At 66.3% G+C, this 13,363-nt stretch carries 9 protein-coding genes; 2 read left to right on the forward strand and 7 right to left on the reverse strand.

All coding sequences use genetic code 11. The features are described 5' to 3' along the window. Window positions 1-5: 5 nt before the first annotated feature. From HW932_RS13390 to hemB, 5 genes are all read right to left on the reverse strand, one after another. On the reverse strand, window positions 6-878 hold the full coding sequence (locus tag HW932_RS13390; RefSeq protein WP_176976995.1) for an NAD(P)-dependent oxidoreductase: 873 nt from the start codon (window positions 876-878) through the stop codon (window positions 6-8). Continuing rightward, complete coding sequence (gene aroE / locus HW932_RS13395; RefSeq protein ID WP_176976996.1) at window positions 878-1,705, reverse strand: shikimate dehydrogenase; 828 nt, start codon at window positions 1,703-1,705, stop codon at window positions 878-880. Before aroE ends, HW932_RS13390 begins: the two co-directional genes overlap by 1 nt. A 72-nt stretch (window positions 1,706-1,777) precedes the next feature. After that, a complete protein-coding gene (locus HW932_RS13400; protein ID WP_176976997.1) occupies window positions 1,778-5,104 on the reverse strand; it encodes an EAL domain-containing protein in 3,327 nt (1,108 codons plus the stop codon). A gap of 80 nt (window positions 5,105-5,184) precedes the next feature. Then, window positions 5,185-6,381 carry an AMP-binding protein gene (locus HW932_RS13405; RefSeq protein ID WP_176976998.1) on the reverse strand — a complete coding sequence of 399 codons (1,197 nt, stop codon included), beginning with the start codon at window positions 6,379-6,381 and terminating at the stop codon, window positions 5,185-5,187. Between the two features lie 37 nt (window positions 6,382-6,418). Continuing rightward, window positions 6,419-7,432 carry a porphobilinogen synthase gene (gene hemB / locus HW932_RS13410; RefSeq protein ID WP_176976999.1) on the reverse strand — a complete coding sequence of 338 codons (1,014 nt, stop codon included), beginning with the start codon at window positions 7,430-7,432 and terminating at the stop codon, window positions 6,419-6,421. 317 nt (window positions 7,433-7,749) lie between these two features. Between hemB and HW932_RS13415 the strand changes: the two genes are divergently transcribed. Both HW932_RS13415 and HW932_RS13420 read left to right on the forward strand, forming a co-directional pair. After that, on the forward strand, window positions 7,750-9,066 hold the full coding sequence (locus HW932_RS13415; protein WP_176977000.1) for a DEAD/DEAH box helicase: 1,317 nt from the start codon (window positions 7,750-7,752) through the stop codon (window positions 9,064-9,066). 128 nt (window positions 9,067-9,194) lie between these two features. Beyond that, entirely contained in the window at window positions 9,195-9,476 is a 282-nt protein-coding gene (locus HW932_RS13420; RefSeq protein WP_176977001.1) for an RNA recognition motif domain-containing protein, read from the forward strand. A gap of 174 nt (window positions 9,477-9,650) precedes the next feature. On the opposite strand, the gene hcp is transcribed toward HW932_RS13420, so the two are convergent. Both hcp and HW932_RS21850 read right to left on the reverse strand, forming a co-directional pair. Beyond that, a complete protein-coding gene (hcp, locus tag HW932_RS13425) occupies window positions 9,651-11,279 on the reverse strand; it encodes a hydroxylamine reductase (RefSeq protein WP_222932373.1) in 1,629 nt (542 codons plus the stop codon). A gap of 116 nt (window positions 11,280-11,395) precedes the next feature. Beyond that, entirely contained in the window at window positions 11,396-13,264 is a 1,869-nt protein-coding gene (locus HW932_RS21850) for an aryl-sulfate sulfotransferase (protein WP_246296818.1), read from the reverse strand. Window positions 13,265-13,363: the final 99 nt, after the last annotated feature.

The following is a 13,363-nucleotide window of genomic DNA, read 5'->3' on the forward strand; positions in this document are numbered from 1 at the left end:
GTCGGCTAATCCTCCGTCCGACGCGGCGCGAGCGCTTCGTAGAGCGCCGAATAGTCCGCGTCGGCATAGCCCATGCCCTCGGCCTGGAGACAGCCGGACTCGATGGCTTCGATCAGTCGCGTATCGAGTCCCGCCTCATCGGCCACGCGCCGGAAGAGTCCGACATCCTTACGCAAATGCTTGAGCGGGAAATTGGCCGCGCCATAGTCGTGGGCCAGATACTTGTCGAGTTTCTTGTCGAAGGTCTTGGCATGGAGCGCACTGGCGCCTAACAGCTCCATGAAAGTCTCGACCTCCAACCCCTCGCGGCGCACCAATCCCAGGCTCAGCGAGAAGGTCGCCGTCAGCCCCGCGATCAACTGGTTCATGGCCAGCTTGAGCGTCGCGCCCTGCCCGACCTCGCCGATCAGGCGCGGATCGCGGCTCAGGTCGCGAAACACGGGCAGGCAGCGTTCGTAGAGATCCGGATCGCCGCCGGCCATGAGGATGAGCGAACCCTCGCGCGCCTCGGGCAGACTGCCGAGCACCGGCGCTTCCAGATACTCGCCGCCCTGCGCCGCCACATGATCGGCGATCTCCCGGCTCTCACGCGGGGCGATGGTGCCCATCTGCACCAGGATGCGTCCGGCGAGCGCGTCGGCGTCGCCCTGCTCGAACAGGGTATCGAGGATGGCGCGCGCATCGCTCAGGAGCAGCAGCGTCATCTCGGCGGCATCGATCGCCTCCCAGGCGCTCGCCGCCAGGGTCAGACCGCGCTGACGCGCGGACTCAGCCCGCTCGGTACGGCGATTCCAGCCGATGACTTCATGCCCCTGGCGCTGGAGTCGCAGCGCGATCTCCGAACCCAGAAGCCCCATGCCCAATACCGCGATCTTCATCAGTGCGACTCCGGTTGACGTAGCGATTCGATGACGGGCGCGGTATCCGGTCGCACACCGCGCCACAGCCAAAAGGACTCGGCCGCCTGCTCGATCAGCATCCCCAGACCGTCGAGCACGCGCGCCGCGCCATGCTCGCGACCCCAGCGGCAGAACGGCGTGGGCCGGTCGCCGTAGAGCATGTCATAGGTCCAGCCGCCGGCGGCGAGACAGTCGTCCGGGATCGCCGGCACGGCGTCGGCCAGTCCAGCCGAGGTGGCGTTGATGATGAGGTCGAAGCGCTCGCCCGCCAAGCCGTCGAATCCACAGCCTTCGACCGGACCAAGCTCCGAGCCGAGCCGCGCCAGCTCCAGCGCCTTGGACGCCGTGCGATTGGCGATGACCAGACGGGCCAGTCCGGTCCCGAGCAGCGGCTGGAGCACACCACGCGCCGCCCCGCCCGCGCCGAGCATCAGAACGCGCGCGTCGGTGAAGTCGAAGCCGTGGTTGTCGCTCAGATCGCGCACCAGCCCGACTCCATCGGTGTTGTCGCCCCGCAGCCGACCATCGTCGAGCCGGATCAGGGTGTTGACCGCGCCGGCGAGTTCGGCGCGCGCACTGCGCTCGTCGGCCAGCGCCCAGGCCTGTTCCTTGAACGGCACGGTGACGTTCAGCCCCAGTCCGCCGGACTCCAGGAAGCGGCGCACGTCGCCGGCGAAGTCGTCGAGTGCGCCGAGCAGGCGTCCGTATTCCAGATCCTGCCCGGTCTGACGCGCGAAGGCGGCATGGATCGCGGGCGACTTGCTGTGGGCGATGGGGTGGCCGATAACGGCGTAATGGTCGGTCATGGTCGGTGCAGGATCCTGATGTCGCATATGGAGTCTGGGCGTCTGTCGAGTCTAACGCAGACCGCGCCGGTTTCAGCCGAATTCGGCCAGCGCCTGATCGGGCGGAATCGGACGCGACCACAGATACCCCTGCCCCCAGTCGCAGCCGATCTCGGCGAGGCGTTCGAGCTGGCGCGGCGTCTCGATGCCCTCGGCGACCACCTCCTTGCCGATGGAGTGCGCCATGGCGATCATGCCGGCGACCAGGTTGCGGTCGCGCGAGGACTCGATACCGCTGATGAACTCACGGTCGATCTTGAGACTGCTGATCGGCAGCTCGCGCAGATAAGCCATGGAGCTGAAGCCGGTGCCGAAATCGTCGAGCGACAACTGGATGCCGCCACGGTGGAGAATGTTCAGCGTCGACTTCAGGCTCGGTGTCATGCGCAACAGCATCGATTCGGTGATCTCGATCTCGATGAGATCCGGCGGCACGTCGGCGGCATGCAGATCCTCCAGCAAACGACGCGCGAAGCCGCGCGCCTCCAGATCGGCCGCCGAGACGTTGATCGCCAGCCGGACCTCGGCGCCCTCATATTCGAGATGCCGGCGCAGTCGGCGGATGGCCAGGCGCAGCACGGCCGCCGTCACCGCGCCGATCAGTCCGTTGCGCTCGGCCGCCGGGATGAAGTCGCCCGGCATGATCAGGGTTCCGTCCTCGGTGCGCCAGCGCGCCAGCACCTCGAAGCGCGGCGTCCCGGCGCGAGCGGCGATGGCGATCTGCGGCTGGAGCAGGATCTCGACGGCGTCCATGGGCGAGCGCCCGAGCACGGCACGGTCGATCTCCAGACGCTTCAGCGCCCGGCGTTCCAGATCGCTGTCGAAGTGACTGGCGCGGTTGCGCCCCTCCTCTTTCGCGCGATAGAGCGCCAGATCGGCCTGCTTGAGCAGCTCGCCCGGCTCGGAGTCGGGGCCGCCCATGGCCAGCCCCAGCGAGCTGGTGATGCTGAAGCGATCCTCGCCGACGACGATGGCGCGCCGCAGCGCCTCGACGATCCGCTCGGCCTGCGTCGAGGCGACGGCCCTGTCCGTGGTATCGGGCAGCAGGAGCGCGAACTCGTCGCCGCCGAGACGCGCCACTAGTCCTGACTCGGGCAGCTCGGCGCGGATGCGCTTGGCCACGGCGCACAGCAGCACATCGCCCTTGTCGTGACCGAGGGTGTCGTTGATGGTCTTGAAGTGGTCGATGTCCATGAGCGCGACCGCAAACATCTGGCCGGTACGGCGGCTGGCTTCGATCACCTCGACGAGCGCCTCGCGAAAGCGCACCCGGTTCGGCAGCCCGGTGAGCGCGTCGTGCAGGGCGCGATGACGCATCTCCTCGCGCGACTGGTGCAACTGATCGCGCTGACTGGCCAGCGACTGGGCGAGCCGTTCGAAGTGCGCGGCATTGGCGACGATGACTCGCTGGATGAGGTTCTTGAGCGCCAGCCCGGTGGCCAGCGACACCGCCGACCAGGGCAGCGAGTGATGGGTGCGCTCCTCGCGCCAGACCTGGAAGTCGCGGGTCGGCCAGCCGAGCGGGCGCTCGCCGTCACGCATGGAGAACGGCAGTGCGGCGGGATCGCCGCCCCACTCGACCGTGTATTTGACCCGCTGGCGCCCGAACAGCAGGATGTTCTCGCGCGGCTCGTCGATGAAGATCGCCAGCACGCCGGCGAGCCGGTCCGGATAGGCGGCCGCCGGCTCGAACTCGCCGGAGAGACAATCGGTATTCCAGACCGGGCCGGGCCGGGTGCGCAGAAAGGCCAGCAATTCGGCGACCCGCTCGGGCGCGAGACTGCAATTCTGGCCGAAGAACAGCGGCTGGCCGTGACGGTAGATCTGCGCCATGTCGGCGTCGACCAGTTCGCACAGCTTGTGCTCCTTGCCGATGAAGCTGTCGGGAAAGGGCTGCTCGACGTCGATCTCGCCGACGATGGTGTTGACCCTGGACATGCCGAGCTGGGTGGCGAGGTTGCGCTCGCGCTCATCGATCAGGGCGACCCGTGCCGCCAGACAGCCGGCCAGTTCGATGAGTCGGCGCCGGACCGAGACCGTCACCGGATGGGGCGCGCGATGATGGAAGATGACCAGCCCCCAGAGCCGCTCGTCCTGGACGAGCGAGAGTGACATCGAGCCATTGACGCCGAAGCGCTGGAGATAGTTGCGATGGATGGGCGACTGGGCGCGCAGATGGGCGATGCCGATGTCGAGGCTGTCCGGGGCCGCCGACCGGCTCAGGAGCGGCACGTCGGGGTGATCGCGGCTCGGCGCATAGCGCATGGGCGTCTCGCGATAGAGCGCGCGCGCCTGACGCGGGATGTCGGTGGCTGGATAACGCAGCCCCAGGATCGAGGGCCAGGTGTCCGGCTCCAGGCTCTCGGCGATCACCACGCCCGAATCGTCGGGGTCGAAGCGATAGACCACGACCCGCTCGAAGCCGGTCAGATAGCGAAAGGCGGCGACAGCCTCCCGGCAGACCGTTTCGACAGCGTCGCTCGTGCGCAGTCGCCGCTGGAAGGCCGCGACATCGAAGCCGCGCAGACGCACGTCCATCTCCATCTCGCCGTGCGGCTCGATCTCCAGCAGCAGCCGATCCCGCCAGCGATGCAGACGCACATCGAGCGGCAGCTCGCCATGCGGTGCGCGGACCTGGAAGAAGGACGGCTGGAACTCTATCGTGTCCGGATCGGCGGTCAGGACGGCATGCAGCTCGGCGGCGTCCTCGGTCGGCAGGGCGTGCGACAGGGGGGCGTCGAGCAGGGTCTCGGCGTCGAGGCCCAGATACATCTCGGCATTGGCGCTACAGGCCAGGATGTGGTGCGTCTCGGGATCGACCACCAGCAGACAGCCGAAGGGCTGGATGGCGCCGCAGGTGCTGATGGGTTCGCGATCGCATTGCGAGAAGTCGAAGGAGACCGCCGAGAGCGCGGCCATGCGCTCGCAGAACTTGCCGGCGATCAGCTCATAGGCGACGCCTTCGTTGCGCGGCGGCAGGCGGTCCTTGGGCTGGACGATGATCCAGAACTCGCCCGGACGATCGGAGGCGCGCATGGTGATGCGCACCCGCACCGGGTCCATGTTGAAATCGAACACGAACTCGAAGGTCGTCTCCAGATGCCCGGTCAGGACGCCGCGCCGAAAGCGTCCGTAGAACTCGGGTACCACGGTGCAGGGCGCGACCTCGGAGAAGAAGTTGCGCCCAAGTACCGACTCCGCCTCGCGTTTCGAGAGCGTCGACTGCGCACGGCTGTAGAAGAGGATGCGCCCCTCGGCGTCGACACGAATGGTCCCGGCCGGCAGCCGGTCGAGCTGCTCCTCGGTGAGGGCGTCGAGCTGATGCGGGGCGTGGATGTCGATGGCGTCTTCGAGATTCATCGAATTGATCAGGCGTTGTGAGCGGTTGGGAGTCGGCGGGCCTGAACGCGCATCGCCGGTGGGCGCCGATCGATGCACACTCAATCCCAGTCGGCGAGCTTGCCGAGTGCCGAGCGCGGCAGGCTCGGGCCGAGCGTGATGGAACGGGGCCGCTCGGGAGGCGATAGATGTTCGGCGAGCCAGGCGTCGAGTCGTTGCGGCAGCCCGTCGTGGTCGGTGCAGCCAGTGCTGGGCACGACGAAGGCTTTCAGGCGAAGGTTCGGCTCACACCCATCGGGACGCACCAGGGCTTCGGCGACCTCGGGGTGGCGTTCGAGACAGGCGCGCACGTGATCGGGAAAGACGTTGATCCCGCCGACCTGGATGGCGCCATCGCGTCGACCGAGCACCAGGATGTGCTCGGGATCGAGCCATTGGACACGATCAGGCAGTTCCAGCGTCAGCGGTTCGCCCGCTGCATCCAGGCGGCGGATACATTCGGGCGAGTCCGGATCGCGTGACCAGTGGGGCAGCAATCGAAACGGCGCTCCGGGCGCCTCGCGCCAGCCGATGCCGGCCGTCTCGGAGGAACCGTAGATCTCGATCAGCCTGGAGCAACCGCACGCGCGCAGCCGGTTCCAGAGTTCGGGCGGACAGGGACTGGTGGAGCTGAGCGCCGCCACATCGGGCGCCATCTCCAGCGGTCCGCGCGTGGCCAGGTCGAAAAAGGCCGGATGTCCCAGGATCAGGTCGCCCGGACACGCCCGGCGCAGGACCGCCGCTGGCAGCGTCTGACGGGTGTCGAGCACCGGGACGCCGAGGCAGGCCGGCAGCATGAAGGCGAACAGAAAGCCGTAGATGTGATGACTCGGCACGGCGCGCAGGATACGCCGGCGATCGCCCAGGAGCGTCGCAAAATAGGTGGCCTCCTGCTCCAGCAGCTCCATGCTGTGGAGGCACAGCTTCGGCTGGCCGGTGGAGCCGGATGTCATGAAGCCGATCGATCCGTCCTCGACGGCACGACTCTCCAGTACGATCCCGACCCAGTCGGACAGGCGGCGACGGGTCGTCAAGGCCGCCTCATGTCCGGTCTCGTGCAGATGGAACTGGACGGCGACCATGGTGGCCAGATCCAGGAACTCCAGCGAATCGAGCTCCAGCGCTCCAAGGTCCGGATCGGGCGCGCGCAGACGCGCCGTGTCCTGAAGCCCAGGACGCAGACGCGCCAGCTCCGCCTGGATCAGATCGAGCAGCAGCGCGCGGACGCTGTTGGGGTTCCACCAGGGTTTCAGGGCCACCGTGACAGTCTCGCCCAGCGCCAACGCGCGTGCGACCTTACTCGGCCAGCCAGCGTGCGATGTCTTTGGCGTAGTAGGTCAGGATGCCGTCGGCGCCGGCGCGCTTCATCGACACCATGGCTTCCAGCACGACCGCTTTCTCATTCAGCCAGCCGTTCATGCTCGCCGCCTTGAGCATGGCGTACTCGCCGCTGACGTGATAGACGAAGGTCGGCGCGCCGAACTGATCCTTGATGCGGCGCACGATGTCCAGATAGGGCATACCGGGCTTGACCATCACCATGTCGGCGCCCTCGGCCAGATCGAGCGCGACCTCGTGGATGGCCTCGTTGGAGTTGGCCGGGTCCATCTGATAGGTGTACTTGTTGCCCGCACCCAGATTGGCCGCCGAGCCGACCGCGTCGCGGAAGGGGCCGTAGTAGCTGGAGGCATACTTGGCCGAGTAGGCCATGATGCGGGTGTGGATGTGGCCGGCGGCCTCCAGCGCCGCGCGCACCGCGCCGATGCGACCGTCCATCATGTCGGAGGGCGCGACGATGTCGGCCCCGGCCTCGGCGTGCGAAACGGCCTGACGCACCAGGACATCGACGGTCTCGTCGTTCATCACATAGCCGGCCTCGTCGATCAGACCGTCCTGGCCGTGGGTGGTGAAGGGATCGAGCGCGACATCGGTCATGACGCCCAGCTCGGGCACGGCCTCCTTGAGCGCGCGCACCGCGCGTTGCGCCAGACCATCGGGATTGAACGCCTCGCGCGCGTCGAGCGACTTGACCTCCATCGGCGTGACCGGAAACAGCGCCATCACCGGAATGCCGAGCTGATAGGCCTCGCGCGCCGCTTCGACCAGCAGATCGATGCTCAGCCGCTCCACGCCCGGCATCGAGGGCACGGCCTCACGCTGCCCTTGGCCTTCGAGCACGAACACCGGCCAGATCAGATCGTTGGGGGTCAGGGTGTTCTCGCGCATCAGACGGCGCGAGAAGTCGTCGCGGCGCATCCGGCGCATACGGGTGATGGGATAGGCGGAACGGGGGGTGTCGAGATCAGCCATGGTATCGAGGAACCTCGGGGGTCGGGTCCGGTGCGTCCGGGACCATCCCGGGCGCTGCACAGGCCGCCTAAAATAGCTCAGCCGTCTGCTCGGCTCCAGTCTTGGCGTTCTGTACCCATTGAACCGCGTCGAAAATAACGGTTGCATTCGCCGGGGATTCGCGTATGGTGGCGACTCTACACCACGCGCCATCCGGTCGGCGCGGCCCGTCTCTCGGTTGATCTCCCGCCCAAGGCTCACCCGTCGCGACTCTCACGTACCCTACGCCTAGACCGGCCCAGACGAGTATTCCTGGGTAGGCCGACCCAGGAGCATTCATGTCGTTTTCCGCGCTCGGCCTCTCGGCCGAACTGCTGCGCGCGATCGCTGCGCAGGGCTACACTCAGCCCACGCCGATCCAATCCAAAGCCATTCCCGCCGTTCTGGCCCGCCGCGACGTACTCGCCGCCGCCCAGACCGGCACCGGCAAAACCGCCGCCTTCACCCTGCCGATGCTGCATCTGCTGAGTCAGTCCGCCCAGCGTCAGCGTGCCCCGCGCGCCCTGGTCCTGACTCCGACCCGCGAACTCGCGGCTCAGGTCGGCGAGAGCGTCAGCACCTATGGCCAGCATCTGCCGCTGCGCGCACTCCAGATCTTCGGCGGCGTCGGCATGGTGCCCCAGACCACGGCGCTGCGTCGCGGCGTCGACATCCTGGTCGCCACACCGGGTCGGCTGCTCGACCACGTCGGCCAGGGCAATGTGGATCTGTCCAAGATCGAATTCTTCGTCCTGGATGAAGCCGACCGCATGCTCGACATGGGCTTCATCCACGATATCCGCCGCGTGCTCAAGCTGCTGCCGTCCAAACGTCAGAACCTGCTGTTCTCGGCCACCTATTCACGCGAGATCGAGCAACTGGCCGTCGGTCTGCTGCGCGACCCGCAGCGCATCGAGGTTGCTCCGCGCAACACCGCCGCCGAGACCGTGACCCAGGTGGTCCATCCGGTCGCACGTGACGCCAAACGCTCGCTGCTCTCGCATCTGATCCTTCAGGGCGACTGGCAGCAGGTGCTGATCTTCACCCGCACCAAGCACGGCGCCAACCGGCTGGCCGAACAGCTCGGACGCGACGGCATCACCGCCGCTGCCATCCACGGCAACAAGAGTCAGGGCGCCCGCACCCGCGCGCTCGCCGACTTCAAGGCCGGCTCATTGCGCGCCCTGGTCGCGACCGACATCGCCGCGCGCGGACTCGACATCGACCGCCTGCCGCATGTGGTCAACTTCGAGCTGCCGAACGTGCCCGAAGACTATGTGCACCGTATCGGCCGCACCGGACGCGCCGGCTCGGATGGCACCGCCGTGTCGCTGATCAGCCCCGACGAACGTGGACTGCTGGCCGGTATCGAGCGTCTGCTCGGACGGCGTATCGACGTCCAGCGCATCGACGGCTTCGAGGAACGCGGCTCGACCGATGAGACGCTCCAGGCCGATCTGCGCCGCCAGTCGCAATCGCCGCGCAAGCATCACGCCCGCCCGCGTTCCGACGGACGCGACCAGAACGGCAATCGCGCCCAGACCCAGCATCCGCGCAGTCATGCGCGTAAGCCCGGCGGACGTAGCGGCGGCTCGCGTCCGCGCGCGACGGTTTGAGGTAGGTTCGAGATTACAGTTTCGCGGAACGGCTCAGGCCGAACCGCTGCCACTCCAGCCGGCGGGCGCATCGGCCGGCAGCGGAGCTCCTTTTAATCGATGCGCAGTTCCCCAAGAGACCGAGACTGATGAATATTTATGTTGGCAACCTGGCCTATAGCGTGACCCAAGACGATCTGCGCGAGGCTTTTGGTGCCTACGGCAATGTCGAGAGCGCGAACCTGATCACCGATAAGTTCACTGGTGATTCCAAGGGCTTCGCTTTCGTCGAAATGCCCAGCAATTCCGAGGCCGACGCGGCCATCAAGGGTCTGAACGAGACCCCGCTCAAGGGGCGTCCGCTGCGCGTCAACCAGGCCAAGCCGCGTTCCGACCGTCCGGCACGTAGCGGCGGCGGCTCGCGCTGGTAACAGCCGGATCCGGCTCAGGCCGGACGACTGAAAAAGCCGCACTCGCCGGATGGTCCTGGACCGACGGCGGGTGCGGCTTTTTTGCGTCTGATATCTGGCTGTTTTGCAATCGGCGAAACACGCGTGCGGCGAGTAAATCTCGTGATTCACTCGCCTGTTCAGTGCGCCCTATATTCAGGCGGCCGCCATCATCGCCCGCACGTCCTCTTCCACCTCACCGATCGGCTTGATGTCGAAATTCTCGATCAACACCTTGGCCACGTTCGGCGACAGGAAGGCCGGCAGGGTCGGCCCGAGCCGGATGTGCTTCACGCCCAGATGCAGCAACGCCAGCAGCACGATGATCGCCTTCTGCTCGTACCAGGCGATGTCGTAGGAGATCGGCAGCTCGTTGATGTCGTCCAGGCCGAAGGCTTCCTTGAGCTTGAGCGCGATATAGGCCAGCGAATAGGAGTCGTTGCACTGCCCGGCGTCGAGCAGACGCGGGATGCCGCCGATGTCGCCGAGATCGAGCTTGTTGTACCGATACTTGGCACAGCCGGCGGTGAGGATCACGGCTTCCCTGGGTAGCGCCCTGGCCACATCGGTGTAATAGGAGCGCTGCTTGTGACGCCCGTCGCAGCCGCCCATGACGACAAAGCGCTTGATGGCGCCGGACTTGACGGCCTCGATCACCTTGTCGGCCAGCGCCATCACCTGCGCATGGGCGAAGCCGCCGACGATCTCGCCCTGCTCCAGCTCGGTCGGGGGCGCACAGGTCTTGGCGCGCTCGATCAGCGGCGAGAAGTCCTTGGCCCCGCCCTCGGGACGGTCGGCGATGTGCCTTGCGCCCGGCCAGCCGGCCTGTCCGGTGGTGAAGATCCGATCGCGATAGCTGTCCTTGACCGGGGTGATGCAGTTGGTGGTCATCAGGATCGGGCCGTTGAAGGAGGCGAACTCCTTGTCCTGCTCCCACCAAGCGCCGCCGTAGTTGCCCACGAAGTGCGCGTACTTCTTGAACGCCGGATAGTAATGCGCCGGCAGCATCTCGCTGTGGGTGTAGACGTCGATGCCCGTGCCCTCGGTCTGCTTGAGCAGTTCCTCCATGTCCTTGAGGTCGTGGCCCGAGATCAGGATGCCGGGATTGTGGCGCACGCCGAGATTGACTGTGGTGATCTCGGGGTGGCCATAGGTCGTGGTGTTGGCCTCGTCGAGCAGCGCCATGGCGGTGACGCCGAACTCGCCGCACTTGAGCACCCAGCCGATCAGGCTCTGGATGTCTGATTCGGTCAGGCTGGCGGCCAGGGCTGCGACCATGAAGTCATAGAGTTCGGACTTCTCGAAGCCGAGCACGGCCGCATGATCGGTATAGGCAGCCATGCCCTTGAGACCGTAGACCAGGAGCTCGTGCAGCGAGCGCACATCCTCGTTGACCTGCGACAGCACGCCGACGACCAGCGCCTTGGCCTCGTATTGGTCGGGGGCGCCGGTCCAGTTGACGGCATCCAGGTCACTGGAATAGCCAATGGCGGCCTTGAGCGCATCACGGCGCGCGATGATGGCCTGGATTCTCGCTTCCAGGCGCGCATCGTCGAAATTGGCGTTGGTGATGGTCACGAACAGCGCTTCGGCGACGAAACGCCCCACGCCCGGATCGGGCTTGCCCTGCCTGGCCGCTTCCTCGGCGACGACCGCCAGTCCCTTGAGCAGATAGACCAACAGATCCTGCAAATGGGCGGTCCTGGAATGCTTGCCGCAGACACCCTTGGTGGTGCAGCCAAAACCCTTGGACGCTTCTTCGCACTGGAAACAGAACATGCTCATGGCAAACTCACTCTCGCTTCGGATCAACAGGATCGTTCGATGGCGCGAGCATCTCATCTCGAGCCATCGGGCGACTTGATGTGAGTCAAGTGGCGCCTGCCGATGGAGACGCGCACCTACCAGGTGGACAGCCGGCGCGGATGGCTGTTCCAGGCCGGTGTATCCCAGGACGGCGGAACCGAGTAGAGGTCGCGTAGACGATAGGAGCGGTAGTGGAACATATCGAGTTCGATCCGGCGTCGCGTCGCCCCATCCGGTCCGACGTCCAGAAAGGTCGTGCGCGGCTCAGCGAAGCTGCCGAGCATTCCGGAGTTGAACCAGTAGCCGCCGTCCAGCAGTCGCTGCGCCGAACCGACCGCGAAGGCGAAGTCGCCGAGATCCTGATCGAAGACCAGCTCGGCCGTCATCGCCCGCTCGTCGATCTCCCACACCTGACCCCGACTCTGGCAGTCGGGCGGCGGGGTCTCTCCCGCGCAACGCAGATTGCTGTTGTCGTAGACCAGGATCCGGTTCTCGCTGATGAACTGCGCGTCATGGGTATGCGAGAACCAGTCATCCGCCGTGCCGCCGACCAGAGCGAAATCCCCTTCGGGTCCGAGCCGCCACAGCACACGCCCATCCCCGGCGCCGTCGGCATATTCAACCTTGACGATCCAGTCCTGATGCCTGACCGAGAGCATCAGATCGCCGTCCGGCGTATAGGCCAGACTGTTGGAGTGCATCCAGTCGTTGGCCTGCTCGGCCAGATGGAAGGGCGGACAGCCAGCCATGTCGACCAGACAGACCTCGTCGAGTGTCGCTAGCCGGGTCGGATCCAGATGATCCCAACCGTTCCAGACCCACTGGATCACGAAATTCTGATCGGTGACGAGGATCATGTCGCCGAGTACCGAGACCGTCCCCGGTCCCTGAACGTCCGTGACCAGACGCTCGACCGTCGAGATTAAGGCGATCCGGCCATCGGGCAGGTCGCGCACGTCGTGATGGATGTCGTTGATGCGATCGGCGTATCCGAGACGCGCGAGCTGGCGGTTGAGCGCCTCGATCGTGGTCTGCCTGACGACCCGCCCCAGCAGATCGACCTTGGCCAGCACGGTGTCGCGGATGCCGCTGATCGGGTCGGGCCTGACGACCCAGAGCGTACCGCCGTGGCTCGGTCGAATCGCCCATGTGGGTGTATCCAGATACCAGACCAGCCGACCCTCGAGGTCGGTCGCGTGGATGTAGGGATCGAGTCCAAGCGTCGGATTGCCGATGAGGGTCGAGTTCCAGATCAGGGGTTCGGTCGTCGCGTCCTGTCCGCTATCGAGCGACACGGGATGATGCTCCGAGATCGCGATCAGCGCCTCGCCGGTGGTGAAATCGATCGCGTCCGAACCGACCATAACCTCATCGCCCGGCGCGAGGATCTCGTGCCACATTCGATAGGTGGTCCGTTCGCGCATCCCGGCGACCAGGAAATGCAGGGGGACGCCCGGTTCACAGCGTTTCGGGCTGGTCGCCTGGATCCGCCCGTCACCCGGAGCCTCGAAACGCACGTGCATCCGTGCCGGCGGCGGACAGGGCGGCGCGACATAGAGGGCTACCAGCGGGTTTGAGGTCGGCAGGACCGCTGCCCAGGGCGTCTCCGGCGGCACGGCCGGCTCGATGTTGAAGAGCTGCTCGACGACCTGCTCTTCGCCGGTGTCGGCGTTCAGGACCGTCGCCACGATGCGATAGACGCCGGGATCGACCCGCGTCCATTCCAGGGTGTTGTCGCGCGAGCCGTCGTAGACGATCTCGGGTTGCCCCGGCCCCTGCGCCGGACCGACGCTCAGGCGGTAGAGCGCGTTCGTCGTCCCTTGCGCGTCGATGGTGAAGGTGATGGTGGTATTGGCGGGTTGCGGCGAAGGCCGGTCGGCGACGAGTGTTGCGGCCCGTGGCGCAGAGAGGCCCAACAACCACCCCAGGACCAGGTACAGCGTGAAACGAATCTGGTATCGCATCAGTCATGACTCCACAAGTGAGGTACGCGCGCGCACCGCTGTCGGGTCGGGGTCGATCAAGGATCGAGGGGCGCCTTGAACCAGAAGGTACTGCCCGGC

This window comes from Allochromatium humboldtianum (assembly GCF_013385175.1).
In the GTDB taxonomy this organism is placed as follows: Bacteria; Pseudomonadota; Gammaproteobacteria; order Chromatiales; family Chromatiaceae; genus Thermochromatium; species Thermochromatium humboldtianum.